Origin of the sequence: Shewanella sp. W3-18-1 (assembly GCF_000015185.1) — a bacterium.
Lineage (GTDB): Bacteria > Pseudomonadota > Gammaproteobacteria > Enterobacterales > Shewanellaceae > Shewanella > Shewanella putrefaciens.
In genome coordinates this window covers 3,407,210-3,433,979 of sequence record NC_008750.1, presented here as the reverse complement: position 1 = coordinate 3,433,979, position 26,770 = coordinate 3,407,210, and the positions used below count along the sequence as shown (strand labels likewise).

The following is a 26,770-nucleotide window of genomic DNA, read 5'->3' as shown; positions in this document are numbered from 1 at the left end:
GATTGGTATTAAAACCGCAATCAGGTACAATTTCGCTCCTTTGAACCGTATCCATTTTCAGTATTAGCCATTGCAGCATAATGAAACACATTAGAAACTTCTCAATTATTGCACATATCGACCACGGTAAATCGACGCTATCAGATCGTCTTATTCAGGTTTGTGGCGGTTTAACCGACCGTGAAATGGATTCTCAAGTGCTCGATTCTATGGATCTTGAGCGTGAGCGTGGTATCACGATTAAGGCACAAAGTGTCACTTTGGATTATAAAGCCAAAGATGGCCAAGTCTATCAACTCAATTTTATTGATACTCCAGGCCACGTTGACTTTTCATATGAGGTGTCACGGTCCTTAGCTGCTTGTGAAGGCGCTTTGCTGGTGGTTGATGCGGGTCAGGGCGTAGAAGCTCAGACATTGGCAAACTGTTATACCGCGCTGGATATGAATCTGGATGTGGTACCTATTTTAAACAAAATTGACTTACCACAAGCCGATCCAGAACGTGTTGCCGCCGAGATTGAAGATATTGTTGGCATTGATGCTATGGATGCGGTGCGTTGTTCGGCTAAAACGGGGGTCGGTGTCGACGAGGTTTTAGAAGTCATTGTTGCCAAAATTCCACCGCCAGAAGGCGATCCTGATGCACCACTACAAGCCTTAATCATTGATTCTTGGTTTGATAACTACCTAGGCGTAGTCTCTTTAGTGCGGATTAAACACGGTAGCCTGAAAAAAGGTGACAAGTTTAAGGTGATGTCCACCGGGCAAAACCATACTGCGGATCGCGTGGGTATTTTCACGCCAAAACAGACCGATAAGACTGAACTTAAAACTGGTGAAGTTGGCTTTGTGATTGCGGGTCTGAAGGAAATTCACGGTGCACCCGTGGGTGATACTTTGACCTTAGCAAAAAATGGCGCGGATAAGCCTTTACCTGGTTTTAAAAAGGTTAAACCACAGGTATACGCGGGTGTATTCCCGATTTCGACCGATGAATATGAGAACTTCCGCGATGCGCTGAACAAACTCAGTTTGAATGATGCATCATTATTCTTCGAACCAGAAAGTTCATCTGCACTCGGTTTTGGTTTCCGTATTGGCTATTTAGGCCTGCTCCACATGGAGATCGTGCAAGAGCGCTTAGAACGTGAATACAATCTAGAGTTGATCACGACTGCGCCAACCGTAGTGTATGAAGTGGTGATGACCAACGGTGAAACGATTTACGTCGATAACCCGTCTGATTTGCCCGCGATCAACAATATTGAAGAAATGCGTGAGCCGATTGTTGAGGCCAATATTTTAGTGCCAAAAGAATACTTAGGTAACGTGATTACCCTTTGTATTGAAAAGCGTGGTACTCAAGTCAATATGGTTTACCACGGTAACCAAGTAGCTGTGACTTACCATTTGCCAATGGCAGAAGTGGTCATGGACTTTTTTGATCGTCTGAAATCAACCAGTCGTGGTTATGCATCACTCGAATATAACTTTATTCGTTTTGATCCCGCGGACATGGTGCGCTTAGATATCCTTATCAACGGCGACCGTGTTGATGCGCTTGCAATGGTTATCCATAGATCCAATATTCGTCACCGTGGTTTAGCTTTAGTTGAAAAGATGAAAGAGCTAATTCCCCGTCAAATGTTTGATATTGCGATTCAAGCAGCGGTGGGCAGCCAAATTATTGCTCGTTCAACCGTTAAAGCCCTACGTAAAGACGTAACGGCAAAATGTTATGGTGGCGACGTTTCCCGTAAGAAAAAACTCTTAAATAAACAAAAAGAGGGTAAAAAACGGATGAAACAAGTCGGTAACGTTGAAGTGCCACAGGAGGCATTTTTAGCGGTACTTAAGCTCAACGAGTAATCGTGGCCGTGAGCAGTATAATTTAGTTGACTATTGCGCCGCAGTTTGCGGCGCTTTAGTTAGGTTATTGCATGATTCTGTGACGTTTTTAGATAAATGCGGTAAGTTAACTAAAGTTCGATATTCGCTGAGTTAGGAACCTTTAATTTTTCAGGCAGGAGTTCAATAAGCAATGGCAGCCTATTTTTCGATTATTTTAGTATTGGTAACCCTTATTTCGGGGCTTATCTGGTTAGTAGATGTGTTGGTTTTTGCCCCTAAGCGCCGCGATAATTTAGCGTTAGCAAAGGTTTCTCAGGCCAATTTAACTGAAGAAGCTGAGTACCAAATTATTCGTGAGTCGACCATAGTCGAAACTGCGCATTCTATCTTCCCTGTGATTGCCTTTGTGTTGATCCTGCGTTCATTCATTTATGAGCCATTTCAAATTCCATCGGGTTCTATGATGCCAACCCTCTTGGTGGGTGATTTCATTTTGGTGGAAAAATTTAGCTATGGTCTTAAAGATCCTGTATGGCGCACTAAATTAGTCGAAACAGGCGAGCCAAAGCGTGGTGATGTGGTGGTGTTTAAATATCCTGAAAATCCGCAAATTGATTACATCAAGCGTGTAATTGGTTTACCGGGTGATCGCATCATTTACCGCAATAAGCAGTTAATGCTTCAAAAAGCCTGTGGCGCAGAGCAAGTTAATTGTCCTGAACCCGAAGTCGTGGCTCGTACCGAGGTTAGCCGTGGTGATTTTAGTCAAGATGGTGTGCCTTTATTGCGTTATACCGAGCAACTTGGTGATGTTGCCCACGATATTTTAATTAATCCTACCCGTCCTGACATGCTGGGATATTTTAAGCGTGAAGGTAATTTACCCGCAGGTGAATTTATCGTGCCAGAAGGCCATTATTTCACAATGGGTGATAACCGTGATAACAGTACCGACAGTCGTTTCTGGGGTTTTGTGCCTGAAGAAAACCTAGTAGGTAAAGCGGTAGCGATTTGGATCAGTTTTGAATTTGACCGTTCACAGGCTGGCTTGCTGCCTACTTGGGTGCCAAGCGGCGTGCGTTTTGAGCGTGTAGGTGGAATTAAATAGCATGGAACCGATTAAAAATTTGCCTCGTTTGTGTCGTACTTTGGGCTATGAGTTCACTCAAATTGAACTCTTAACTCAAGCTTTGACCCATAGAAGTGCGGCAAATAAGCACAATGAACGTTTAGAGTTTTTAGGTGATTCGATTTTATCTATCGTAATATCCGACGCACTTTATCATCAGTTTCCTAAGGCGACTGAGGGCGATTTAAGCCGCATGCGTGCAACTTTAGTACGTGGTGATACTTTAACGATCATTGCCCAGGAGTTTAAACTCGGCGATTATTTATATCTCGGCCCCGGTGAATTAAAAAGCGGTGGATTTCGCCGTGAATCGATTCTTGCCGATGCGGTAGAGGCCATTATTGGTGCAATTTATCTCGATTCTGATCTCGAAGTGTGCCGAAAATTACTGCTAACTTGGTATGCCGAGCGTTTAGCTGAGATTCAACCGGGTGTGAGCCAAAAGGATGCCAAAACCTTACTGCAAGAATATTTACAAGGGTTGAAAAAGCCTTTGCCTGACTATCAAGTTATCAACATAGAAGGCGATGCTCACGATCAGACATTTACCGTTGAGTGTCGTATTGAAGACTTGAGTCAAAGCGTGATTGGTGTGGCGAGTTCACGTCGCAAAGCCGAGCAAATCGCGGCCGCTCAAGTATTGGAGTTACTAAAGAAATGACAAAAAAAACAGACTTGTCAGGTATCGATGCTGCGAATGCGGCAACTGAGCCGAGTTTAGATGAATTACTGGCAAGGATGAATGCGGCTGCGCCAACGCCGTCGGCCCAATACGATGTCACTTATTGTGGCATGGTGGCGATTATTGGTCGCCCTAACGTGGGTAAATCAACTTTGCTCAATCGTTTGCTTGGCCAAAAGATAAGCATTACCTCTAAAAAGCCACAAACGACCCGCCACCGTATTATGGGTATTCATACCGATGGTCCTAAGCAAATCGTGTTTATCGATACGCCAGGTTTGCATATCGAAGAACAGCGGGCGATTAACCGTCTGATGAACCGCGCCGCTGCAAGTTCATTAGCCGATGTGGCTATGGTGATCTTCGTGGTCGATGGCATGACGTGGACCGCCGATGATGAAATGGTTTTAAGTAAACTGCGCCGTGGCGGTGAAGAACGTAAAACTATTTTAGCCATTAATAAAGTGGATAATATCAAAGATAAAGAAGCGCTTTTCCCCTATTTGGAAGAAGTGGCGAAGAAGTATCCTTTCGATGAAATTTTACCGATTTCTGCCAGTAAAGGCACCAATGTACAGCGCATTTTAGAATTAGCTGCGGCATCTTTGCCACAAAACCCGTTCTTCTTTCCTGAAGACTATGTTACAGATCGCTCGCAACGATTTATGGCATCGGAAATTGTGCGTGAAAAACTGATGCGCTTCTTAGGGGATGAATTACCCTATGATGCGACAGTTGAAATTGAGCAGTTTAAGATGATGGAAAATGGCGTTTATCAGATTAATGCCTTGATCCTTGTTGAGCGCGAAGGTCAAAAGCGTATGGTGATCGGTAGCAAAGGCGAACGTATTCGCACTATTGCGACTCAAGCTCGCCTCGATATGGAAACCTTATTTGATAACAAAGTTTTCCTCGAAGTGTGGGTAAAAGTGAAATCCGGTTGGGCCGATGATGAACGTGCCCTACGTAGCTTAGGTTACGGTGACGATTAATTTATTTACCTTTGAGTGCGCTTATCGATGAAACGTGGCTATGTTCTGCATCATCGTCCGTATCGAGAGTCCAGTGTCTTAGTTAACCTTTTAGTTGATGGCATTGGTCGGGTTGATGTGGTTGCCCGAACGGGCAGCGGTAAGCGCTCTATCAAGAGCATTCTCCAACCTTTTCAACCGCTGATCTTTGAATTTAGCGGTAAGTCTGAGTTAAAAACATTAACCCAAATCGAAGCGGCTGCGCCTGCGGTACCTCTTTCTGGCCAAAGTTTGTTTGCAGGCATGTATATCAATGAGTTACTGGTTCGCACTCTGTCTGTGCAGCACCACGCCGAAGCGTTATTTCTCATTTATCACCGAGCCTTAGTCGGTCTTGCCGCGAAGTTTTGCCAATCCCAGTTGCGTTATATTGAACTCGCCTTACTGCAAGAGTTAGGCGCAATGCCATCCCTTAGCCGCGATACTCAGGGTGAGCCACTCGTGCCTGAGGATTATTATCAGCTGGTGCCTGAGTTAGGCTTTCAATTTGTGCTCAATTCCCGTGCTCGCAACGCCTATCAAGGTGCCATGCTGATGGCGCTTAACGATAATCAATTGACTGAAGCGCAATTTTTGAGCGCTAAGTTATTGATGCGCTCATTGTTAACGCCATTACTCGGGACTAAACCTCTGCTCAGTCGACAATTGTTCGTGAGCTCTGCCGCGCCAACTAAGATTGATGGGAATAATTCGCCCTAACTCCTGTTTTTAGCGTGAGCTTCAGTGTTTTTTTGTGTGAGGCTAAGTACAATAGGCCGCAATATCAGCGTTAAACATTAAGGAGTTCCCGATGAGCCGTATCTTATTGGGCGTGAATATCGACCATATTGCTACTCTGCGCCAAGCCCGTGGCACCAGTTATCCCGATCCTGTGCATGCAGCTGCCGTTGCTGAACATGCTGGCGCCGATGGCATCACTATCCATTTGCGTGAAGACCGACGCCATATCATAGACCGCGATGTATATCTGTTGGCAAAAACCTTGAAAACCCGCATGAATTTTGAATGTGCGGTGACCGAAGAAATGCTTAACATCGCCTGTGAAATTAAGCCGACCTATGTCTGTTTAGTGCCAGAAAAACGCCAAGAAGTCACCACTGAGGGTGGTTTAGATGTGGCAGGGCAGTTAGATAAAATCACTGCTGCAGTGACTCGTTTAGCTGCTGAGGGTATTCAAGTCTCCTTATTTATCGATGCCGATAAAACCCAAATTGATGCCGCTGTTGCTTCTGGTGCACCGCTTATTGAAATTCATACGGGCTGTTTTGCCGATGCTAAAACTGAAGCGGAAGAAGCTATTGAGTTAGCGCGTATCAGCGAAATGGCTAAATACGCCCATGGCAAAGGCTTAGTGGTGAATGCCGGCCATGGTTTGCATTACCACAACGTGAAACCGATTGCGGCGATTCCTGAGTTATATGAGCTCAATATCGGTCATGCGATTGTCGCACGTGCTGCCATTGACGGTTTAGCGACGGCAGTGAAAGACATGAAAGCGTTAATGCTTGAAGGTCGCCGAGGCGAATAATGGCGATAGTCGGCCTAGGCACTGATATTGTCGAGATTGAGCGTATTGAGGCCCATGTTGCGCGTTCTGGCGACAAGCTGGCTAGACGCGTGCTGACCGAGGCTGAATTGGCGATTTATATCGCCCATAGTCAGCCGAGTCGCTATCTTGCTAAACGATTTGCGGCAAAAGAAGCAGCCGCTAAAGCGTTAGGGACAGGTATTGGCCGTGGAGTGTCTTTTCAACACATTCATATTGGTAATACGCCAGATGGTGCGCCCACTATTCGCTTTACCGATGGAGCGCAGCAGCGTTTGGCTTTCCTCAATGGTATCTTTGGACATATTTCGATCGCGGATGAAAAGTCCTATGCCATTGCGACTGTGATCCTCGAATCGTGCTGATATCTTATGTTTGATGATGCAGGGAGCTTTATGCTCCCTTTTTACTGCTTTGTGTTTGATTGTAATATTTTTGTTGCTTATGCTGTTCAGTCGATTATTTTTGGGCTAGTTTATGGTCTAGGCGTCATGTATGGCGCAAATTTATAGGAACCAGAAACGTATAGGGACAGAGCAAAAGGAGCCCAAGATGAAATCCGCCGCAGAGCAGTTATCAACCTACAAAAGTGTGCATCTAAATCATCGTAATATTCAAACCCATTTTGTGGGTATCCCACTGATTATTTGGTCTGCTTTTTTATTACTGGCGACAATCCGCATACCATTGGGGAGTTTGGGTGACATCAGTTTAGGTCTCGTTTTAGGGGGACTCGTGCTGGTTTATTATGTGCGTCTACATGTTAAGTTGGCACTAGGCTTGACTCTTTTTTTGATCCCAGTGCTTTATACTACTGAGGTTGTTGCTCATTTTTCCTATGCCGTTTGGTTAGCCTTAGCCCTCTTTATTGTCGGATGGATATTTCAATTAATTGGTCATCGATATGAAAAAGCTAAGCCTGCATTTGTGGATGACTTAAATCAGTTATTAATTGGGCCGTTTTTTTTAATGGCAGAAGTCTACTTTATGCTTGGACTAGAAAAGTCACTTAATGAGCAAATCACTGCAGTCGCAATTGAAAAGCGTCGTATGCTTGAGGCGCAAAAAAGTAAATAAATTTCGTGGTGCACAAAATCGGCTAAACCATTAAGCCGATTTTGTTTAATTGATGAAAGCTAAGCTAACGAGGTGGATGGTAATGTAGAGGAATAACGCGCACTGTTTTTACCATGTTATCGGCAACTTCTATGACTTCTATCGGATAGCCTGCGAGGCGTAAGCTAGTGTTTTCTGAAGGAATATCTTCTAGGTATTCTAAAATTAGCCCATTAAGTGTCTTAGGCCCATCTGTTGGAAAATCCCACTTCATTTCTTTATTTAAATCACGAATTGTAATGCTAGCATCCACTAAATAGCTGCCATCCTGCTGCACAGTAATATCTTCACTTGGTGCTGTAACCATCGAAGTGGTGAAATCGCCTACAATTTCTTCTAGGATATCTTCCAGCGTTACTAAGCCTTGAATATCGCCATATTCGTCAACCACCAAACCAATCCGTTCTTTATTTTGTTGAAAATTAGCTAGTTGGACATTAAGCGGTGTCCCTTCTGGAATAAAATAAAGCTCTTTTACTGCGCGGAGCAGTGATGATTTACTAAATTGTTTTTTTGATTGTAGGCGTAATGCATCGCGTAAATGGATAAAACCCACCGCATCGTCAATCGTATCGCGGTACACCAATACTCGAGTATGGGGACTTTGGATAACTTGGCGATTGATAACCTTAAACTCATCATTCACATTGATCGCATAGAGATCAGAGCGTGGCACCATAATATCTTCAACGGTGACTTTCTCTAAGTCCAAAATAGATAACAACATTTCTTGGTGACGTTGGGGGATAAGTGCTCCGGCCTCATGTACGACAGTACGTAATTCTTCTTGGCTTAAGGCATCGCTGCTATTAACGGTTTTAATGCCCATTAAACGTAGAAATCCGGAGGTGATTAAATTAACTCCCTTTACCAATGGTGCTAATAAGACTAACAACCAACGTAAGAGTACACTGGATGGGAAGGCAATCCGCTCAGGATTCAAGGCGGCGATAGTTTTAGGCGTAACTTCGGCAAAGACTAACACGACTAAGGTGAGCACCCCTGTTGCAATGGCAACACCTAAATCTCCCCAAAGTCGCATTCCTATGATAGTCGCAATAGCAGAAGCTAATATATTGACTAAGTTATTGCCGATCAGAATAAGGCCGATAAGTCGATCTGGTCGTTCTAACAATTTTAATGCCCGTATAGCGCCTTTATGGCCATTGGAGGCGAGGTGTCTTAAACGATAACGATTGAGGGTCATCATGGCGGTTTCTGAGCCTGAAAAATAGGCGGAGAACATGATGAGCACTAGTAGGAAAATAAGGAGTGCGCTTGTCGATATAGCGTCCAAAAATAGGCTCCAATATGGCCAGTAAACTTAAGTAGATACCGATATTTAAAAAAGTGTCAAGTCAGTTAAGACCTTTACGATCTCAACTGACTTAACATTATTAACTGAGGATCAACTCTTTGACAATTCGTGCTCCAAAATAAGCGAGCGTCAGCAGGCCTGCACCTGTAAGGGTATAAATGACAGCAGTACGAATTTTACAACCGACCCAGTATTGTTGCCACAGCATAGTGATATACACAAACCACGCCATTATTGACAGTATGGCTTTGTGGCCTTTGCCATCGGCAAACATATCATCGAGGAAGATGAACCCTGTCGCTAGCGATAAACTGAGCAAAATCACCCCAATAATCACGAGATGATAAAGCTGTTTCTCAACTGTCATTAGTGGGGGAATACCGGGACTTAGCATCAATTGTTTTTTCTTGAGCTTGTTTTGGATCATGGCGAGTTGTATTGCATACAAAGCGGCAATCATTAATGCGCTATAGGCCATAAGTGACAAGACAACGTGAGCTAACACTTCGGGATAGAGTTCAAAATGGATGATAAATTTAGGTGGTAATAGCCAAAGTAGGGCTACAGATAACACAGAACAGGCATAGACCACGGGGACGACAACAATCACTTTAAGCCTAAACATCAACACAGTGAAAGTGAAGGCGATAATCCAGTTTACGAGTGAGATGACATTCGTCAGGCTAAAATTTTGGCCGTCTGTAGTGAAAATTCCCTGTGAAAGGGCTGCAGCATGTAATATCACGGCAATCGATGCGACACCTGCAACGGCCCTACGATTTGGACCTTCGGGATGAAAAAGTCGGCTTGTCACTAATACCAACGCAATGCAATAAAAAAACATGGCTGAGGCAGAAAAGATGACCATGGGTAATTAACCTATTTTGTGTTGTTAAAGGTGCCTTAAATTCCCGCTGAATCTTGCATCTTCAGGTTGTTTGGGTATTAACTGGGCAGACAGATCAAAATTTTATTTAGAATAACATGGGCTGCCAGTAAATGGGCAGTGACTTGAGTTGCAAAATTTAGCAGATTCTTGTTGTTAATCATAAATAATTCGTAATTACCACTAAAACATGAGTCTGTGCGAGTAAAATACGCAAGTGCCATCAAGATTTTTGTGGCAGTAGCATAATGCGCCCGCATCGTTATAATACAGGCATTAATCGAGATTCTTAAAGGTATAGAACAGGACGATGTTTGAGAACCTAACCGACAGACTGTCACGCACGCTGAAAAATATCAGTGGCCGTGGTCGCTTAACCGAAGAAAACGTTAAGGAAACCCTGCGCGAAGTGCGTATGGCACTGCTGGAGGCGGATGTTGCCCTGCCTGTGGTGCGTGAATTTGTTAACAATGTGAAAGAACGTGCCGTTGGCCAAGAAGTGGCTAAAAGCTTAAGCCCTGGTCAAGCCTTTATTAAGATTGTTCAAAGCGAACTTGAAAAATCCATGGGCGAAGCGAACGAAGCCCTCGATTTAGCCACTCAACCGCCAGCCGTATTAATGATGGCGGGTCTGCAAGGTGCCGGTAAAACGACTAGCGTCGCTAAGCTTGGTAAATTGCTGCGCACTCGCCATAAGAAATCCGTATTAGTCGTTAGTGCAGACGTATATCGTCCAGCAGCGATTAAGCAGCTTGAAACCTTAGCCGCTGAGGTCGATGTCGAGTTTTTCCCATCGGATGTGAGTCAAAAACCGATAGATATTGCGAAAGCGGCTATTGCCCACGCAAAACTGAAATTTATTGATGTAGTGATCATCGATACGGCGGGTCGTCTACACGTCGACGAAGCCATGATGGATGAAATCAAGGCACTTCATGCTGCGGTTAAACCTATCGAAACACTATTTGTTGTCGATGCGATGACCGGGCAAGATGCGGCAAACACCGCAAAAGCCTTTAATGAAGCTTTGCCATTGACTGGGGTTATCTTAACCAAAGTCGATGGTGATGCCCGCGGTGGTGCGGCGTTATCGATTCGCCACATTACGGGCAAGCCGATTAAATTCCTCGGTGTGGGTGAAAAGACAGACGCGTTAGAGCCATTCCACCCAGACCGTATCGCTTCACGCATTTTGGGCATGGGCGATGTGTTATCGCTTATCGAAGAAGTTGAACGTGGCGTCGATAAAGAAAAGGCCATGAAACTCGCATCGAAAGTGAAGCAAGGTGGCAGTTTCGATTTAGAAGATTTCCGTGAACAGTTACAGCAAATGAAAAACATGGGCGGTATGATGAACATGCTGGAAAAACTGCCAGGTGTTGGTCAGTTGCCGCCTGAAGCCCTCGCGCAAATTCAAGATGGCAAGATGACAGGCCAAATGGAAGCTATCATTAATTCGATGACTTCCAAGGAGCGTAAAAACCCTGATTTAATCAAGGGCTCACGCAAGCGTCGTATTGCTGCTGGTTCTGGCACGCAAATTCAAGACGTAAACCGTTTATTGAAACAGTTTACTCAAATGCAAAAGATGATGAAAAAAATGTCGGCCAAGGGCGGCATGCAAAAAATGATGCGCGGAATGCGTGGCATGATGCCGGGCGGTATGAAATTTCCAGGACGCTAATCCTACCTATTTTTACTAAAGTTAATGCATTATCAGTTGGTTGATTCTAACTATGATGACGAAGGCATCAAAGGGGCAGGTTTAATAATCGCCAGATTGGGTTGCATTCGTTGAAAAGTCAGGTAAAATCTTCCGGCTTTCTATCTGGGACTCTTCGCGAACACGGGGTTCCAGTTTTTATTTTTGCTTCAAGCAAATCATTAGAGGATTGAAAACGCATGGTTACCATTCGTTTAGCTCGTGGCGGCGCTAAAAAGCGTCCATTTTACAACATCGTTGTTGCTGACAGCCGTAACGCTCGTGATGGTCGTTTCATTGAGCGTGTTGGTTTCTTCAACCCATTGGCCCGTGGCCAAGAAGAAACTTTACGTTTAGATCTAGCACGCGTTGAGCACTGGGTTTCTAACGGTGCTGCTACAACAGAACGTGTAGCAAAATTGATCAAAGACGCTCGTAAAGCAACTGCTTAATAGCGTTAAGGTATAGATTGATGAGCAGTAACCAACAGCCAGTCGTACTGGGGAAATTAGGCTCCTGTCATGGCATTAAAGGTTGGCTGAGAATCACCGCCTATACCGATTCTGTTGAAGGTATCTTTGATTATTCACCTTGGCTTATTAAAGAAAATGGTGAATGGCGGGAAGTAAAGGTCACTCAGTGGCGATACCAAGGTAAGGCAGTTGTTGCCGAGCTTGAAGGTGTCAATACCCGGGAGCAAGCGCAAATGCTCACAAATTGTGAGATAGCGATTTTACCGGAACAGATGGATGCATTGCCAGAAGATGAATTCTATTGGCGTGATCTTATCGGTTGCGAAGTGGTCAATACAACAGGTTATAACATGGGGATCGTCGATCAGATCGTGGAAACAGGATCGAATGACGTATTACTGGTTAAAGCCAACGCTAAAGATAGTTTCGGCAAAGTGGAACGTATGATCCCCTTTGTCCCTGAGCAATTCATCAAAACGGTGGATGTGCAAGGTAAACAGATTTTAGTGGATTGGGATCCTGACTTCTAAGTCGAGGTACAACAGATGTGGTTAGGGGTAATAACCCTGTTCCCAGAGATGTTTCGTGCCGTTACAGACTTTGGTGTTACGGGTCGAGCCGTGAAAAACGGCCTGCTTGAGTTGCACACGTGGAATCCCCGTGATTTCACCCATGATAGACATAATACGGTAGATGACAGGCCTTACGGCGGTGGTCCCGGCATGTTGATGATGGTGCAACCCTTACGCGATGCCATTCATGCTGCGAAAGCAGCTGCAGGCGAAGAGGCAAAGGTGATTTATTTGTCACCTCAAGGACGCAAGCTGGATCAGCAAGGCGTGACTGAGTTGGCTAAATCATCCCGGTTGATTTTGGTGTGTGGTCGGTACGAAGGTATTGATGAGCGCATCATTCAAACGGAAGTGGATGAAGAATGGTCGGTTGGGGATTACGTGCTTTCGGGCGGCGAATTACCTGCGATGACCATGATAGATGCAGTATCGAGATTGGTTCCTGGTGTGCTAGGAAAACAAGCTTCGGCGGAGCAAGATTCTTTCTCCGACGGTTTACTGGATTGTCCTCATTACACTCGCCCTGAAAGCCTTGATGGACTCGATGTACCCGCAGTGCTGCTAAGTGGCAACCACGAACAAATTAGACTCTGGCGTTTACAGCAAAGCCTTGGTAGGACTTTACTGCGACGACCAGAATTATTGCAAAATCTAGCTCTGACTGACGAACAATCGACTCTTTTAGCGCAGTTCGTTGAAGCAATGGACAAGCATGCTTAGTCGTAGCTCAGTTAATTCTAGAACGGAGTAAGTTATGAACAACATCATTAAAATGCTCAACGATGAGCAAATGAAACAAGACGTTCCTGCGTTTGGTGCTGGTGATACAGTAGTCGTTCAGGTTCGTGTTAAAGAAGGTGACAAAGAGCGTTTACAGGCTTTCGAAGGCGTTGTAATTGCTAAACGTAACCGTGGTCTGCACTCTGCATTCACAGTACGTAAAATCTCTAATGGTGAAGGTGTTGAGCGTGCATTCCAAACGCACAGCCCTCTGATCGCAAGCATTGAAGTTAAGCGTCGTGGCCGCGTTCGTCGCGCCAAACTGTACTACTTACGTGATCGTTCAGGTAAATCTGCACGTATCCGTGAGAAATTGGCAACTAAATAATAGTTCCAGTTACAGAAAACAAGACGTAGTGTTCGCACAGAAAACCGCCCTAGTGGCGGTTTTTTGTTTTTACTGTTTAATTCTTCCTTGATCTTAATTTTGTTTACAGGCATAGTTGTCGCCTTGTTGTAATGGTGTAGCGTTACAGTATTGCGACTGGGTAGGGAATACTTTTCCTTATTCCTCATGGACATTGAGTGATTTGAACTTGTGCTCCAAATTATTCCGAATTAATAGCCTCAGGTGGTAAGCATGCAGCAGGATACGATTAACAACGTACACATCAGTTCAGAGAAAGTCTTAATCACGCCGCAAGAGCTTAAAAATGCCTTGCCACTGTCTGAGCATGCCTATCGTTATATTCTTAATGCCCGTAAAACTGTGGCTGATATTGTCCATAAACGTGATAACCGTGTGTTGATTGTGGCGGGACCTTGCTCCATACATGATATCGCCGCTGCAAAAGAATACGCTTTAAGGCTTAAAACTCTGCACGATGAACTCAGTGATGAGTTTTACATCTTAATGCGAGTCTACTTTGAAAAGCCGCGTACTACGGTCGGTTGGAAGGGCATGATTAACGACCCCGATATGGACGAATCCTTCGATGTCGAAAAAGGCTTAAAGATGGCGCGTGAACTGATGATTTGGCTCGCCGAGTTTGAGCTGCCCGTCGCCACTGAAGCACTCGATCCTATTAGCCCACAATACATTTCTGAATTAGTCACTTGGTCTGCTATTGGCGCTCGCACCACTGAATCGCAAACCCATAGGGAAATGGCATCGGGTCTGTCTATGCCGGTGGGCTTTAAAAATGGCACCGATGGTAAGCTCGATGTAGCGATTAATGCGCTAAAATCGGCGGCCAGTAGCCACAGATTTATGGGCATAAATCAACAGGGCCAAGTAGCGCTATTGCAAACTGCAGGTAATCCAGATGGACATGTGATTTTACGTGGTGGTGCAATGCCCAACTATGATGCGGCGAGTGTGGCAGAATGTGAGGCGCAGCTTCATAAAGCCAAACTTAATGCCCGCCTTATTATCGATTGCAGCCATGGCAATTCTTCTAAGGATTACACGCGGCAGATACCTGTGTGTGAAGATGTTTTTGCGCAGATCTACAATGGTAACAAGTCCATTATCGGGGTGATGTTAGAAAGTCACCTAAATGAAGGCAATCAAAGTTGTGATAGGCCATTAAGCGAGCTAGCTTACGGTGTTTCTGTGACAGATTCTTGTATTAATTGGGAAAAAACAGAAACTGTTTTACGTCAAGGCGCTGCGAAGTTATCTTCAATACTTCCAACGCGTTTCGATATGCTTAAGGTCGCTAACGCTTAAATTGGCAACAGCTTAATGGACTCAGGTATGAATGAAAAAACAACGGCCGAATTAGAACATCTTCGAAGCTTAATTGATGGTGTCGATCAGCAATTACTACATTTATTGCGTAAGCGCCTGGATCTCGTTGCACAAGTGGGCACGGTGAAACACGGCGCTGGTTTACCCATTTATGCACCGCAGCGTGAAGCAGCCATGCTAGCTAAACGCCGTGATGAAGCAAAAGCGCTAGGAATTGAGCCGCAGTTGATCGAAGATATTTTGCGTCGTTTGATGCGTGAGTCTTATCTTAATGAGAAAGATGTTGGCTTTAAACAAGTCAAAAAAGATCTAGGAACTGTGGTGATTATCGGTGGTAAAGGCCAGCTTGGTGGACTATTTTCACAAATGCTGACCTTATCTGGCTACCAAGTAAACCTGCTCGATAAAGACGATTGGCAACAGGCGGATAGCTTATTTGCCGATGCGGGTATGGTATTAGTGACTGTGCCGATAGCGATTACCTGCGAGCTTATTCGTGAAAAACTGACTCAGTTACCAGCAGATTGCATTTTGGCCGATTTGACCTCTATCAAGACTGAGCCAGTTAAAGCCATGCTTGAGGCGCATTCTGGTCCCGTCGTTGGTTTTCATCCTATGTTTGGTCCTGATGTGGGCAGTTTGGCGAAACAAGTTGTTGTTGTTTGTCATGGCCGCTCGCCGGAAAAATATCAATGGCTACTCGAACAGATCGCCATTTGGGGAGCTCGGATTGTCGAAGCTGAGCCAGCGCGTCACGACAGTGCGATGCAGTTGGTACAGGCGATGCGCCATTTCTCAACCTTTGTATATGGGTTAAATCTTTGCAAGGAAGAGGCGGATATTGAGACGCTGTTGCAATTTAGTTCGCCAATTTATCGTTTAGAGCTCGCTATGGTAGGGCGTTTATTTGCCCAAAGCCCAGAGCTTTACGCTGATATTATTTTTGCTCAGCAAGATAGTCAGCATGCAATTGGCGATTATTTAGATAACTACCGTGAAGCCCTAGAGCTGCTCAAACGGGGTGACAGGAACGAGTTTATTAAGCAGTTCCAAGCTGTTGCTCAGTGGTTTGGGGATTTTGCACCGCAATTTCAGCGCGAAAGTCGTATTATGCTGCAATCGGTCAATGATATGAAAACCAATTAATTAATAATATGTTACGCCATAAAAACGCCCATCATTGATGGGCGTTTTATTATGTCAAGTTCGACGTTGTCACATTTAATATTAGTGATCGCTTAAGGTGATAACCCTCGCAAATTTGAGAGAGGATTTTAAAAATATCTATCGCTTGTACAGGGTTTCGGTAGACTAAGTTTAAACATGCATAAATAAAGCATGAATTTAAATTAGGAGTCTATCCATGTTTTGTATTCAGTGTGAGCAAACTATTCGTACACCAGCAGGTAATGGTTGTAGCTATTCTCAAGGTATGTGTGGCAAGTTGGCCGCGACATCTGACTTGCAGGATTTATTAATTTATATGCTGCAAGGGGTTTCAGTGTATGCGGTTAAGGCCCGTGAGTTAGGTATTGTCGATGCCGAAATCGATAGTTTCGTACCTAAAGCATTCTTTTCTACTCTGACTAACGTTAACTTTGATGATGAGCGCATAGTCGCTTATGCACAGCAGGCTGCTAAATACCGCGCTAGTTTGAAAGCGGCTTATGAATTAGCCTGTGAAAGAGCGGGAAAAGTGGCAGAGCAAGTGCCAGAAGTGGCACAGTTAGTGTTGGGCACCAGTAAAGTTGAAATGCTCTCTCAGGCACCTATCGCGTTATTGAATAAAGACAAGCATGAAATCCATGAAGATATTCTTGGTTTAAGATTACTCTGCTTATATGGCCTTAAAGGCGCCGCTGCCTATATGGAGCATGCTCGCGTACTTGACCAAACAGACGCTGAGGTTGCGGGCCGATTTCACGAAATCATGGCATTCTTAGGTGAGTCGAGTGTCGATGGGGATAAGTTATTTGCCACAGCGATGGAAATTGGTCAATTAAATTACCGTATTATGGCGATGCTCGATGCGGGTGAAACCCAATCCTTCGGTCATCCAGAGCCAACGGTGGTGAATACTAAGTCAGTTAAAGGCAAGGCGATTTTAGTCTCAGGCCATGATATGAAGGACTTAGAGCTTATTCTTGAACAAACTGTAGGTAAGGGCATTAATGTCTATACCCATGGTGAAATGTTACCAGCACTGGCATATCCCGCGTTTAAAAAATATCCTCACCTTGTTGGTAACTATGGCAGCGCTTGGCAGAACCAACAGAAGGAATTTGCCAATTTCCCTGGCGCTGTGGTGATGACATCAAACTGCATTATTGATCCAAATGTGGGCAGTTATAGCGATCGTATTTTTACTCGCAGCATCGTTGGCTGGCCTGGCGTTATGCACATCATCGGTGATGACTTCTCGGCAGTAATTGATAAAGCACTTGCTTTAGAGGGTTTTAATTACGATGAAATTCCGCACAAAATCACCATAGGTTTTGCTCGCAATGCGTTAATGGCGGCAGCCCCTGCTGTGGTTGAAAATGTGAAAAATGGTTCAATAAAACACTTTTTCCTTGTGGGTGGTTGTGACGGTGATAAAGCCGACAGAAGCTACTTTACTGAACTTGCTAAATCCACACCTAAGGATTCAATAATCCTGACGCTAGGTTGTGGTAAGTATAAGTTCAATAAACTCGAATTTGGTGATATTAACGGTATTCCGCGTTTGCTCGATGTGGGTCAATGTAACGATGCTTATTCTGCGATCCAGTTAGCGATTGCATTAGCTGAAGTGTTTGAATGTGATATCAATGAATTACCTCTGAGCTTAGTGCTTTCTTGGTTTGAGCAAAAAGCCATTGTTGTATTGCTGACCTTGCTTTCTCTTGGCGTTAAAAATATCCGGACAGGGCCAACACCTCCTGCTTTCTTAACTGCAAACTTAGCCAAAATTTTAGAAGATAAGTTTGGTTTAAGAAACACGACCACCGTTGAGGCGGACTTAAAGACCATGCTAAACGTGGCTTAACTCAGCCTAGAACTATTGGTTAGTTGCGGTTTTAGCTGAATGGGTAAAACCGCAGTTTTTCGTGGGTAAAATTGCTATGAATATGAGTGTAATATCGAAAGCAGAGGCTTTATCTATTGCTCCCAAGCTAAAGGAGAGCTTCAATCATTTAGTGTGTGTTGAGCGTTGGGAAGAAACTGCTGATGTGGTGAGTTTTCGTTTTCAGGCGGGCGAGCCAATGAAGTTTGATTACAAGCCGGGGCAGTTTATGACCTTTGTGCTTGAGATTAATGGGGAACAGGCTTGCCGTAGTTATACCTTGTCATCTTCGCCTTCGCGGCCTTATTCCTTAATGGTAACGATAAAACGTGTCCCTGGTGGGCTTGTATCTAACTATCTTATCGACCATCTTTTGCCTGGTCAGAGCGTCAGAGTGTTACCACCTACAGGTCAGTTTAATCTGTTTGATATTCCTGCACAGAAATATCTTTTTTTGAGTGCAGGTTGTGGCATTACGCCCATGTACTCTATGTCGCGATATTTAACTGACAGTCAAATGGATGCAGATATCGCTTTTTTACACAGCGCCCGAACAGAAGTTGATATCATTTTTAAATCCTCCTTAGAAACCATGGCTCTGCGTCACCGCAGTTTTAAACTTCGTTATATGTTGGAATCTGTCACTACCACCAAACCTTGGCATAACGAGCCTATATTCTATGATACAGGCCGATTAGATGCCGAAAGTTTACGCAATTTAGTGCCCGATTTTGCTGAGCGAACGATATTCTTGTGTGGTCCAGAACCTTATATGCAATCGGTAAAAAGCATCCTTAACGAGCTTCAGTTTGATATGAGCCAATTGCACCATGAGAGTTTTGCTACTGCGGTTAAAGAGGCACAAAGCCGAGTCAAACAAGCTGAAATACTGGGCATAGAACACGCAAATGCCAGTTCGTCTTTTATGTTATCAATCGGCGATAAAACGCGAGCCTTATTACCTGAGCAAACCTTGCTTGAAGGTATTGAAGCCGAAGGTTTGCCTATTATTGCCGCTTGTCGCTCAGGCGTTTGTGGGGCTTGTAAATGCCAAGTGGTAGAAGGAACGACTGAGTCGAGTAGTACCATGACCTTAACACCTGCAGAAATTGAAGCGGGTTATGTTTTGGCCTGTTCAACGAAACTAACATCGGATGTGACGCTCGTTCTCTGAACGCAAAAATACCAAGGATATATTTTCATCACACAGAAATATTTTAACTCCTGAGTTGCGATTCTTGCTGTGAGAACGTAAGGTTAAAGACAAGGGCGTAGTTGTTTGCGCCTAGTCTATTCGTCTGGCTGGAGTCTCTCAATGACAACGACAACCACTTATGCCGCAAAAATTGAAGATCGCAGCCTTGGGCATTTGCTTTATGCATTGATGTCGGGCTTTCCCTTACTTTTACTGCCTGTATTACTGAGCCTATTTATTAATCTCTCTCAACGCCAATCTCATGGGAATGCACTTTTGGTATCGCATTTGCGTTGGCAGCGACATTCTAATCTTATCTTTATTGGCTTATTAGTGCTTGGCTATTGGGTGCCGATAACTTGGCTCAGTCTTTCGATTTATCTGTTTGGTATTATTTGGTTTTGCCATCGTATTATTAAAGGCTGGCTGGGCCTTATCGATGGCATCGAAGTTTAGTTGTACTCTCCTGTCTACTTGCACTTTCGAGTTTGGTTCACTTTTTTTGTTAGCTTTATGCTTTGATAGCTGTAAATGACCAGCAAACGAGTTGGTCATTTACGCTTTATCAGAGGGACATTTCCCTGTCAGTTGTACAGTTCTCTTACAACTGAACTCATCAGCTTAAGTGAATCATTGTCATTTAGGTTGCAGTTAAGCACTAAACCATCGGCTTTTAATTGTTTAATACCTTTGGTTTGTAAGATCAGTGCTTCATCCGCGATGGCGTAACAAGGATTGATGACGATAGGAAGATGACTGGTGGCTTTTATCTGAATAAGGCTCGTTAAATCCAATGTAGGAAGATTAGCGTTATTGAAGGTGCGAACGCCCGAGTCACAGAGGATCAACTGTTGATTCCCTTGGCTTAAAATGACTTCCGTTGCCGCTAAAAACTCCTCATAGCTCGCCATATCGTTACGTTCAAGTAATAGTGGGATAGGCAGAGTCCCTGCTTGAGTGAGTAAGGATTGATTAAACATATGTTTACCTGTCAAAAACAGCATATCGCCCTGCTGAGTTGCTAGGACTATATCAATTGCTTGCTCAATGGCGATAATGCATAACAGATCGTATTGATGCAACGTTTGGCGAAGCTTTGGCAAGATAAGTTCTGGACTGACAAGCTGGTTAATGTTGTCCAAAATAACGGCTTGAAATCCCGCTTCTTTAAGCTGTTTTATTTTATGTTCAAACTGCGTTAATGCTAAGTGAGACTGCTCGTGTGTGAGCACTATCTTAGCTATTGCGCCGATATTACCCGCACCAATGCAGAAAGGGCCGCAGTTAATCTCGCTTGCCTGTGCTTTGTAGGCCTTACTGTATCTAAATGGATTAGCATCGGGAACGGTATCGCTAATCACTTGGGTTTTCGAGGTGCTAGGTTCAATTAATAGCTGGCTGTTGCTCAGTTGGGTTGGTTTTACCGTCTCGCAGGGATAACAACCTAATACTTTGATAAATCGAGTGATCCGCTCTAATTGTTTTAATCCTGCTTGCATCGCTTCACTAGAAATATTGGCATCAATATCAAGGTAAAACATTTCCTCCCAAGGGGTTCCGGGAATCGGTCTTGATTCGAGTTTACTCATATTTAGCTGATGAGCTTTCAATACCAACAGGGCTTCCACTAATGCCCCCGCCTTTTGGCCCGTTGCCATAATTAAAGTGGTTTTTGCAGGCAGTTGTTCTGGCACGGCAACGGCTTTTCGGGCGACAACAATAAAGCGGCTCTGGTTAATCTTCTGATTTGCAAGTCCCGCTTCTATGGATTCTAACTGGTATAACGCACCACCTTCGACGCTACCAATAGCTGCGGCGCTATTGTCTGGGCTCTGATTGACCCTCTCCATCGCTTCAGCACTGCTTGAACAGTATTCTAGCCTTAAGTCCTTATGCTGGCTTAGGTATCTGCTACATTGACTAATTGGTTGAGGGTGGGCGTAAACGGTTTTAATGTCGCTTATTTTACTGCCGGCTTTAGCTAACAGACAGTGGCTGACTTCGATAGTCGTTTCGCCGACGATGGAAAGGCTAGTGTGTTGCAGTACATCATAAACTTCATTAATGGAACCCGATGAGGTGTTTTCAATCGGTAGGAAACCGTAATCTGCATGCCCTGATTCTACTGCTTGCACTATTTCATCGAAGCTTTGGCAACCTAAGTCCAGCATATCGACTTGACGGCGCTGGCAATAACGCGTTGCGGCAAGGTAAGAATAGGAGCCTCGAGCACCCAAGTAGGCGATACAATATTGCTGTTTTTGTGTCTCTGGATTGGCACGGCCGTGCAGATATGCTTGTTGATTTAATACTGAATCTTCAATGATGCTTTGGTAAAGTGAGATCACATAATGGGCATCGAGGCCTTTTTCTCTCCCTGCTTTGACCAGCCTAGCGAGGAGTTCTTTTTCTCTTTGTGTATCCCTAATCGGTCTGACATCAACCTCTTTACTGCGGGCAACTTCTAAACTTAAGCGGCGGCGCTCGGCGAGTAATGAGAGAAGTTCATTATCGAGATGGGTGATTTGCTCTCGAGTTTGATTTAAAGGCTGTGGTTTATGCATGATGACCTCAATTGCCGCCGTGTATTAATCAATCGTTTAAGACAAAAAAGCCTCCCATTTGGGAGGCTTTGGATTTTTACTTTCGTTTTTACACAGTAAATCCGCCTCCTAGAGTGGGGGTGTAAAAAAGAAAGTAAAAAAAGTTGCTGTCATTGTTTTCATGGGGTTAAAACTAAAGGGCTAGGGCGCGGCTGTCAATCAAAACTTGTTTAATATGAGGGATTGTCAAATAACAATCAGGGATAGCTTAATGTTCCTTAGGAGTAATCATAAAAACTCTATTTTCAAGGAGATAAAAAAGGCGAAGAGGATTATCTTCGCCTGTTTATATGTTAGCTTTGAATTAAGTTTATTCGCCTAATTCAACGCCAGCACGATTGATCAAAAATTGAGTCAAAAGAGGGACAGGACGACCCGTCGAGCCTTTATTGGCGCCACTATTCCATGCTGTGCCTGCCACATCTAAATGGGCCCAATTGTACTTTTTAGCAAAGCGCGATAGGAAGCAAGCTGCAGTAATGGCTCCCGCAGGACGACCGCCTAAGTTGGTCATATCCGCAAATGGGCTGTCGAGCATATCTTGGTATTCATCCCAAAGAGGCATGCGCCAAGCGCGATCACCGCTTTGTTCACCTGCATTTAGCAGCTCGTGCGCCAATGGGTTGTGCGATGAGAATAGGCCAGAAGCATGCTTACCTAAGGCTATCACGCAAGCCCCTGTGAGGGTCGCTGTATCAATAACCAGCTCAGGTTCAAAACGCTCAACATAGGTTAATACGTCACATAGTACTAAACGACCTTCAGCATCGGTATTAAGCACTTCAACGGTTTGGCCTGACATTGTGGTCAGAATATCACCTGGGCGATAAGCATTCCCCGAAGGCATATTTTCACAGCCTGCGAGTACACCCACGACGTTGATGGGTAAATTCATTTCACAAATGGCTTTCATTGTGCCGATAACACCCGCTGCACCACCCATATCGTATTTCATCTCATCCATAGCTTCGCCAGGTTTTAATGAAATGCCGCCAGAGTCAAATGTTAACCCCTTTCCAACCAATACGATCGGCTTTTCAGTGCTGTCGATTGCGCCTTTATATTCCATCACTGTCATGATGGATTCATTCGCACTAGCACGACCAACTGCGAGGTATGAGTTCATCCCCAGTTTGGCCATTTGCTCTTCGCCGATAGTAGTAACATGTAGATTTTCGTGCACTTCGGCCAGTTGACGCGCTTGAGAGGCCAAATAAGCAGGATTACAAATATTAGGTGGCATGTTTGCGACATCGCGACACAAGTGCATACCGGCAGATACTGCCATACCGTGTTCAATGGCGCGTTCGCCTAAGGTTAATTCTCGGCGAGTAGGGACATTGAAAACGAGTTTACGTAGAGGGCGGCGCGTTTCACCTTTACGGGTTTTTAGGGCATCGAAGCTATATAAACTACTGTTTGTCGTTTCAACGGCTTGACGTACTTTCCAATAGGTATCACGGCCTTTCACGTGCAGTTCAGTTAAAAAGCACACTGCTTCCATTGAACCAGTTTCATTTAATGTGTTGATCGTCTTAGTGATGATCTGCTTATATTGGCGTTCGTCTAGTTCTCGTTCTTTGCCACAGCCAACTAATAATACGCGTTCGCTTAGTACGTTAGGGACGTGGTGCAGTAATAACATCTGCCCAGGCTTTCCTTCCAAGTCTCCACGACGCAACAGGTTACTGATGTAACCCTCACTAATTTTGTCTAATTGCTCCGCGATACCCGATAGACGACGGGGTTCATAAACACCGACAACGATACAGGCTGAGCGTTGTTTTTCGGGGCTACCGCTCTTTACGCTAAACTCCATGGGCACTCCTAGATTCTTAAAGACAAATTTTTATATTTATTGGATAATGTCTGCTTGTCCCGAAAAGGGCCTAAGTTATTACTCCAAAGGTGATTTATTCTCGGTACTTGAGTCGCATGTTTTTGTTAAACAGCAATTAAACTTAAGTTTACCAAGAACCCCTGAAGCTGGTCAGAAAACTATCAAAAGTAGACAGTTTACATGAAAGTTAGTCTGTTACCAGCAAAAAGATAAGTTTAGAGACCGGATCCTGCCTGTGATTGTATTTAGATACCTTATTCGAGAAGTTTTTAAGGCACAAATTGCCGTACTTTTGGTGCTGTTAACTATTTTTATTAGCCAGCATTTTGTGCGCATACTGGCCGACGCCTCTGATGGCGAATTTCCTGCTTCATTAATTGTGACCCTGATTGGACTTAACATTCCCGCCTTAGTCGTTTTGGTTTTACCCTTAAGTTTGTTTTTGGGTATTTTGGTGGCTCACGGCCGCATGTACTCTGAAAATGAAATGGTGATCCTCCATGGCGTAGGCGTGAGTGAATGGTATGTCACTCGGGTGACGTTAATTCTGGCTGTAGTGAATATGTTGTTTACGGGGTACTTATCGCTTTACGTAACGCCATGGGCAGAGGAACAACAAAATCAAGTGCTTGAAAAAGCACAATCTGAGGCTGGACTTGCCGCGTTAGTTCAAGGACGCTTTCAAGCAAGTCCTAACGGCCGTGCGGTACTGTTTGTCGAGCGTATCGGCAAAGATAATGAATTAGAAAAAGTGTTTGTGGCTCAGCTACCTGAACCCTCCGATGAAACGGGGGTGACAAATGTTGTCGTGGCTAAAAACGGTCGCGTATTAGAAGACAATATGGGCGCTCAGCAATTACAACTTAATAACGGTGTTCGTTATCAGGGGAGCCCAAGATTAAAGGACTACCAAATGATCGAATTTGGTGGTTATAAAATGCAGATTAAAGAGCAGCAGGTGGATGAGCGGCGCCGTAAATTATCGGCATTGACCGTTACCGATTTGCTTAAAGTTGAAAGCGCAGAAGCAGTCGCTGAATTTCACTGGCGGCTTGCTATTCCCCTTGCGATTCCCATTATGACGTTGATTGCCGTGCCTTTAGCAAGGGTCAATGTGCGTCAAGGCAAATTTGCTAAGATGTTACCCGCAGTACTGCTGTATTTGGGGTATTTTGGATTGATGGTAGCAGGTCGTAAAGCATTACAAGATGGTGTTATTCCACAATATTTAGGTATGTGGTGGATACATTTATCGGCACTGATTATGGGAATATTTTTATTGGGTAAAGATAGACCTTTATTTGCACGTTTATCTACTGCTATGGCACGTAAGAAGGTGGCCGTATGAAGATCTTAGACCTTTATATTGCCAGAGTGATTTTAAGCACATCTGCTTTGTGTTTACTGGTGCTGACGGGGTTGTCTGGCATTATTAAGTGGGTTGACCAACTGCGCTTGGTGGGACGTGGCACTTATACCATGATGGACGCAGGTATTTATGTGCTTTTTTTAATCCCCCGTGATATTGAAATGTTTTTCCCCATGGCTGTGCTGCTCGGTGCCTTGATTGGTATGGGAATGTTAGCGTCTAACTCCGAGCTTGTGGTTATGCAGGTATCTGGATTGTCTCGTTTACAAATTACCCTTTCTGCCATGAAGACTGCTGTGCCACTGATGCTCATGGTGATGGCTCTTGGTGAGTGGGGTGCGCCAGTTGCAGAGCAAAAGGCTAACGAGCTGCAAGCGATAAAACTATCCGGCGGTAGTTTGATTAAATCCCACCGTGGTATATGGGCGAAGGATGGCGATTTGTTTGTCAATATAGGTGAAGTGGAAAATATCACCAAACTTAACAATATCACACTCTATAAGTTCAATAGTGAACTTAAACTCACTAAGGTTGTGCATGCTGAGCGGGCTGTATTTACTCGCGATAGTTGGCGTTTGTTTGATGTTAAGCGAACCGATTTGACCTATGATCAAGTAACCTTAGAGCACCTTGAGGAAGATATATGGCAATCGAGTTTAACACCCGATAAGCTCAGTGTTGTATCTGTTAAACCCGAAGCACTATCCATTCAAGGTTTACTCGGTTATCTCGACTACCTTAAAACCAATAGCCAAGATCCTAGTCGTTATGAGTTAGCGTTAGGGCGTAAGCTGATGCAGCCTGTCACGGTTGGGGTCATGATGTTAGTGGCGCTGTCGTTTGTGTTTGGCCCCTTACGTACTGTGACTATGGGCGCTAGGGTATTATTAGGTGTTGTCGCGGGTTTTAGCTTTTACATCAGCAATGAAATCTTTGGCCCTATGAGTATTGTTTATGAGCTACCCGCGTATGTCGGGGCGATGGCGCCGAGTTTGCTATTTACCGGGATTGCCTTCTACTTTATTCGGCGATGATACCTCTATTTAGCCCATAAAAAACGACGCATAAGCGTCGTTTTTTATGGGCTATTTTGGCTAGATTCTGGGAGGTTAAGCCCCGTGCCAGTTGCGCATTTGATTGGCTTCCTTTGATAGTACAACCACTTCGGAGCGTGTCATCATATCCTGCAAGGCTAATTTATCTGTGTTAATCAAAATCCATAAATTACCAACGCCAAGCAGTGACCAAATGATGCGAGCATAGGCAGTGATCAGGCTTAAATTTTGGCCGTTAGGATGTTGGATTTTAAGGCGCCAGGCGCGCATACCTAAGGTTTGCCCACCTCGACTCCAAAATAGCGCATAGAAAGTACCAACACACAGGGCGAGCCATAATTGATAAATACCATGGTAAATTGGCGTACCATTTAAGGCGTCTGAAATATGCTCAAAGCCATTCATACTGACCAGCCCTGAAGATGTTAGGCCGAAAAATATTCCAAAACCAATAGCCCCCGCAAACATATAGACCGCAAGGGCTAATAACAGATCATAGATGGCCGCACCTAATCGGCGAAAAAAGCCTGCCCGTGGAAAGTTGGCGTGTTCACTGTTTAACATTGGCAAATCCTAGTCTCAAAAAGGTGTTACTAGAGCATAATGATACTTATGCTCCGGGCTCTTCATCACGAACAAAGTGAATATTGCTAAAGCCAAAACGGGCAAATTCAACTTTTCTAAAATCCTTTTCCGCCTTTGCGCCTTTGCGTGAGGTCATGGCAATTTGTTGTTCCATGGCTAAAAACTTCGTAAGGTCAATGCCTTCCGCTTCGGCGACGGCTTCATATAAATCATGGTGTTTGTCGTAGCTAAAAGCGATAGTTTTAGTCTGACCTTTGAAGGTATAAGTGACTTGACGAGCCATGGGGGAAAACTCC

At 44.4% G+C, this 26,770-nt stretch carries 26 protein-coding genes and 1 other annotated feature; of the genes, 20 read left to right on the top strand and 6 right to left on the bottom strand.

All coding sequences use genetic code 11. From position 1 onward, the window contains the following. Positions 1–80 precede the first annotated feature (80 nt). From lepA to SPUTW3181_RS15600, 8 genes are all read left to right on the top strand, one after another. On the top strand, positions 81–1,871 hold the full coding sequence (gene lepA, locus SPUTW3181_RS15635) for a translation elongation factor 4 (protein ID WP_011790276.1): 1,791 nt from the start codon (positions 81–83) through the stop codon (positions 1,869–1,871). 172 nt (positions 1,872–2,043) lie between these two features. Next, the gene (gene lepB / locus SPUTW3181_RS15630) at positions 2,044–2,961 is read left to right on the top strand and encodes a signal peptidase I (protein WP_011790275.1); all 918 of its coding nucleotides are present in this window, start codon (positions 2,044–2,046) and stop codon (positions 2,959–2,961) included. Between the two features lies 1 nt (position 2,962). After that, complete coding sequence (gene rnc, locus SPUTW3181_RS15625) at positions 2,963–3,643, top strand: ribonuclease III (protein ID WP_011790274.1); 681 nt, start codon at positions 2,963–2,965, stop codon at positions 3,641–3,643. After that, positions 3,640–4,656: a GTPase Era gene (gene era / locus SPUTW3181_RS15620; RefSeq protein ID WP_011790273.1), complete on the top strand. Its 1,017-nt coding sequence runs from the start codon at positions 3,640–3,642 to the stop codon at positions 4,654–4,656. Before rnc ends, era begins: the two co-directional genes overlap by 4 nt. 27 nt (positions 4,657–4,683) lie before the next feature. After that, complete coding sequence (recO, locus tag SPUTW3181_RS15615; protein ID WP_011790272.1) at positions 4,684–5,394, top strand: DNA repair protein RecO; 711 nt, start codon at positions 4,684–4,686, stop codon at positions 5,392–5,394. Positions 5,395–5,485: 91 nt separating this feature from the next. After that, positions 5,486–6,223 (top strand): pyridoxine 5'-phosphate synthase, encoded by a 738-nt coding sequence (gene pdxJ / locus SPUTW3181_RS15610; protein ID WP_011790271.1) that lies wholly within the window; start codon positions 5,486–5,488, stop codon positions 6,221–6,223. After that, positions 6,223–6,606: a holo-ACP synthase gene (acpS, locus tag SPUTW3181_RS15605; protein ID WP_011790270.1), complete on the top strand. Its 384-nt coding sequence runs from the start codon at positions 6,223–6,225 to the stop codon at positions 6,604–6,606. Before pdxJ ends, acpS begins: the two co-directional genes overlap by 1 nt. Before the next feature lie 187 nt (positions 6,607–6,793). Then, positions 6,794–7,318: a DUF962 domain-containing protein gene (locus tag SPUTW3181_RS15600; protein WP_011790269.1), complete on the top strand. Its 525-nt coding sequence runs from the start codon at positions 6,794–6,796 to the stop codon at positions 7,316–7,318. Between the two features lie 64 nt (positions 7,319–7,382). Here the strand turns inward: SPUTW3181_RS15600 and SPUTW3181_RS15595 are convergent, their stop codons facing one another. Next, the gene (locus SPUTW3181_RS15595) at positions 7,383–8,654 is read right to left on the bottom strand and encodes an HlyC/CorC family transporter (protein ID WP_011790268.1); all 1,272 of its coding nucleotides are present in this window, start codon (positions 8,652–8,654) and stop codon (positions 7,383–7,385) included. Between the two features lie 100 nt (positions 8,655–8,754). Next, positions 8,755–9,543, bottom strand: coding sequence for an inner membrane protein YpjD (locus SPUTW3181_RS15590; RefSeq protein ID WP_011790267.1), 789 nt, complete (start codon positions 9,541–9,543; stop codon positions 8,755–8,757). A gap of 328 nt (positions 9,544–9,871) precedes the next feature. On the opposite strand from SPUTW3181_RS15590, the gene ffh reads away from it, so the two are divergent. The 10 genes from ffh to SPUTW3181_RS15535 all read left to right on the top strand — a co-directional run bounded on the left by ffh (position 9,872) and on the right by SPUTW3181_RS15535 (position 19,478). Next, on the top strand, positions 9,872–11,245 hold the full coding sequence (gene ffh, locus SPUTW3181_RS15580; RefSeq protein WP_011790266.1) for a signal recognition particle protein: 1,374 nt from the start codon (positions 9,872–9,874) through the stop codon (positions 11,243–11,245). 218 nt (positions 11,246–11,463) lie between these two features. Continuing rightward, entirely contained in the window at positions 11,464–11,715 is a 252-nt protein-coding gene (gene rpsP / locus SPUTW3181_RS15575; RefSeq protein WP_011790265.1) for a 30S ribosomal protein S16, read from the top strand. 20 nt (positions 11,716–11,735) lie between these two features. Then, on the top strand, positions 11,736–12,266 hold the full coding sequence (gene rimM / locus SPUTW3181_RS15570) for a ribosome maturation factor RimM (RefSeq protein WP_011790264.1): 531 nt from the start codon (positions 11,736–11,738) through the stop codon (positions 12,264–12,266). A gap of 15 nt (positions 12,267–12,281) precedes the next feature. Then, the gene (trmD, locus tag SPUTW3181_RS15565; RefSeq protein WP_011790263.1) at positions 12,282–13,028 is read left to right on the top strand and encodes a tRNA (guanosine(37)-N1)-methyltransferase TrmD; all 747 of its coding nucleotides are present in this window, start codon (positions 12,282–12,284) and stop codon (positions 13,026–13,028) included. Between the two features lie 34 nt (positions 13,029–13,062). Beyond that, positions 13,063–13,416, top strand: a complete 354-nt coding sequence (gene rplS / locus SPUTW3181_RS15560) for a 50S ribosomal protein L19 (RefSeq protein WP_006080791.1) — start codon at positions 13,063–13,065, stop codon at positions 13,414–13,416. Positions 13,417–13,668: 252 nt separating this feature from the next. After that, complete coding sequence (locus SPUTW3181_RS15555; RefSeq protein WP_011790262.1) at positions 13,669–14,760, top strand: 3-deoxy-7-phosphoheptulonate synthase; 1,092 nt, start codon at positions 13,669–13,671, stop codon at positions 14,758–14,760. A 27-nt stretch (positions 14,761–14,787) separates the two neighbouring features. Then, on the top strand, positions 14,788–15,927 hold the full coding sequence (tyrA, locus tag SPUTW3181_RS15550; RefSeq protein ID WP_014610126.1) for a bifunctional chorismate mutase/prephenate dehydrogenase: 1,140 nt from the start codon (positions 14,788–14,790) through the stop codon (positions 15,925–15,927). A gap of 217 nt (positions 15,928–16,144) precedes the next feature. Next, positions 16,145–17,809, top strand: coding sequence for a hydroxylamine reductase (gene hcp, locus SPUTW3181_RS15545; protein WP_011790260.1), 1,665 nt, complete (start codon positions 16,145–16,147; stop codon positions 17,807–17,809). 76 nt (positions 17,810–17,885) lie between these two features. Next, a complete protein-coding gene (locus SPUTW3181_RS15540) occupies positions 17,886–19,001 on the top strand; it encodes a hybrid-cluster NAD(P)-dependent oxidoreductase (RefSeq protein ID WP_011790259.1) in 1,116 nt (371 codons plus the stop codon). A gap of 141 nt (positions 19,002–19,142) precedes the next feature. Then, a complete protein-coding gene (locus tag SPUTW3181_RS15535; protein ID WP_011790258.1) occupies positions 19,143–19,478 on the top strand; it encodes a hypothetical protein in 336 nt (111 codons plus the stop codon). Between the two features lie 128 nt (positions 19,479–19,606). On the opposite strand, the gene SPUTW3181_RS15530 is transcribed toward SPUTW3181_RS15535, so the two are convergent. Next, positions 19,607–21,586: a chorismate mutase gene (locus SPUTW3181_RS15530; protein WP_011790257.1), complete on the bottom strand. Its 1,980-nt coding sequence runs from the start codon at positions 21,584–21,586 to the stop codon at positions 19,607–19,609. Positions 21,587–21,626: 40 nt separating this feature from the next. Next, positions 21,627–21,746, bottom strand: a sequence feature (Phe leader region). Positions 21,747–21,935: 189 nt separating this feature from the next. Continuing rightward, on the bottom strand, positions 21,936–23,444 hold the full coding sequence (pepA, locus tag SPUTW3181_RS15525) for a leucyl aminopeptidase (RefSeq protein WP_011790256.1): 1,509 nt from the start codon (positions 23,442–23,444) through the stop codon (positions 21,936–21,938). A 256-nt stretch (positions 23,445–23,700) separates the two neighbouring features. Here pepA and lptF point away from each other — a divergent pair, with 256 nt between their 5' ends. Next, positions 23,701–24,813 carry an LPS export ABC transporter permease LptF gene (lptF, locus tag SPUTW3181_RS15520; RefSeq protein WP_011790255.1) on the top strand — a complete coding sequence of 371 codons (1,113 nt, stop codon included), beginning with the start codon at positions 23,701–23,703 and terminating at the stop codon, positions 24,811–24,813. Beyond that, positions 24,810–25,868: an LPS export ABC transporter permease LptG gene (lptG, locus tag SPUTW3181_RS15515; protein WP_011790254.1), complete on the top strand. Its 1,059-nt coding sequence runs from the start codon at positions 24,810–24,812 to the stop codon at positions 25,866–25,868. Before lptF ends, lptG begins: the two co-directional genes overlap by 4 nt. A gap of 75 nt (positions 25,869–25,943) precedes the next feature. Here the strand turns inward: lptG and SPUTW3181_RS15510 are convergent, their stop codons facing one another. Both SPUTW3181_RS15510 and SPUTW3181_RS15505 read right to left on the bottom strand, forming a co-directional pair. After that, positions 25,944–26,453: an RDD family protein gene (locus SPUTW3181_RS15510; RefSeq protein ID WP_011790253.1), complete on the bottom strand. Its 510-nt coding sequence runs from the start codon at positions 26,451–26,453 to the stop codon at positions 25,944–25,946. Positions 26,454–26,499: 46 nt separating this feature from the next. After that, positions 26,500–26,757, bottom strand: coding sequence for a DUF2960 domain-containing protein (locus SPUTW3181_RS15505; RefSeq protein ID WP_011790252.1), 258 nt, complete (start codon positions 26,755–26,757; stop codon positions 26,500–26,502). Between the last annotated feature and the right edge of the window lie 13 nt (positions 26,758–26,770).

Coding starts and splice junctions, on each gene's coding strand:
- lepA (WP_011790276.1), top strand. CDS start 81: ATGAAACACATTAGAAACTTCTCAATTATTGCACATATCGACCACGGT.
- lepB (WP_011790275.1), top strand. CDS start 2,044: ATGGCAGCCTATTTTTCGATTATTTTAGTATTGGTAACCCTTATTTCG.
- rnc (WP_011790274.1), top strand. CDS start 2,963: ATGGAACCGATTAAAAATTTGCCTCGTTTGTGTCGTACTTTGGGCTAT.
- era (WP_011790273.1), top strand. CDS start 3,640: ATGACAAAAAAAACAGACTTGTCAGGTATCGATGCTGCGAATGCGGCA.
- recO (WP_011790272.1), top strand. CDS start 4,684: ATGAAACGTGGCTATGTTCTGCATCATCGTCCGTATCGAGAGTCCAGT.
- pdxJ (WP_011790271.1), top strand. CDS start 5,486: ATGAGCCGTATCTTATTGGGCGTGAATATCGACCATATTGCTACTCTG.
- acpS (WP_011790270.1), top strand. CDS start 6,223: ATGGCGATAGTCGGCCTAGGCACTGATATTGTCGAGATTGAGCGTATT.
- SPUTW3181_RS15600 (WP_011790269.1), top strand. CDS start 6,794: ATGAAATCCGCCGCAGAGCAGTTATCAACCTACAAAAGTGTGCATCTA.
- SPUTW3181_RS15590 (WP_011790267.1), bottom strand. CDS start 9,543: ATGGTCATCTTTTCTGCCTCAGCCATGTTTTTTTATTGCATTGCGTTG.
- ffh (WP_011790266.1), top strand. CDS start 9,872: ATGTTTGAGAACCTAACCGACAGACTGTCACGCACGCTGAAAAATATC.
- rpsP (WP_011790265.1), top strand. CDS start 11,464: ATGGTTACCATTCGTTTAGCTCGTGGCGGCGCTAAAAAGCGTCCATTT.
- rimM (WP_011790264.1), top strand. CDS start 11,736: ATGAGCAGTAACCAACAGCCAGTCGTACTGGGGAAATTAGGCTCCTGT.
- trmD (WP_011790263.1), top strand. CDS start 12,282: ATGTGGTTAGGGGTAATAACCCTGTTCCCAGAGATGTTTCGTGCCGTT.
- rplS (WP_006080791.1), top strand. CDS start 13,063: ATGAACAACATCATTAAAATGCTCAACGATGAGCAAATGAAACAAGAC.
- SPUTW3181_RS15555 (WP_011790262.1), top strand. CDS start 13,669: ATGCAGCAGGATACGATTAACAACGTACACATCAGTTCAGAGAAAGTC.
- tyrA (WP_014610126.1), top strand. CDS start 14,788: ATGAATGAAAAAACAACGGCCGAATTAGAACATCTTCGAAGCTTAATT.
- hcp (WP_011790260.1), top strand. CDS start 16,145: ATGTTTTGTATTCAGTGTGAGCAAACTATTCGTACACCAGCAGGTAAT.
- SPUTW3181_RS15540 (WP_011790259.1), top strand. CDS start 17,886: ATGAATATGAGTGTAATATCGAAAGCAGAGGCTTTATCTATTGCTCCC.
- SPUTW3181_RS15535 (WP_011790258.1), top strand. CDS start 19,143: ATGACAACGACAACCACTTATGCCGCAAAAATTGAAGATCGCAGCCTT.
- SPUTW3181_RS15530 (WP_011790257.1), bottom strand. CDS start 21,586: ATGCATAAACCACAGCCTTTAAATCAAACTCGAGAGCAAATCACCCAT.
- pepA (WP_011790256.1), bottom strand. CDS start 23,444: ATGGAGTTTAGCGTAAAGAGCGGTAGCCCCGAAAAACAACGCTCAGCC.
- lptG (WP_011790254.1), top strand. CDS start 24,810: ATGAAGATCTTAGACCTTTATATTGCCAGAGTGATTTTAAGCACATCT.
- SPUTW3181_RS15510 (WP_011790253.1), bottom strand. CDS start 26,453: ATGTTAAACAGTGAACACGCCAACTTTCCACGGGCAGGCTTTTTTCGC.
- SPUTW3181_RS15505 (WP_011790252.1), bottom strand. CDS start 26,757: ATGGCTCGTCAAGTCACTTATACCTTCAAAGGTCAGACTAAAACTATC.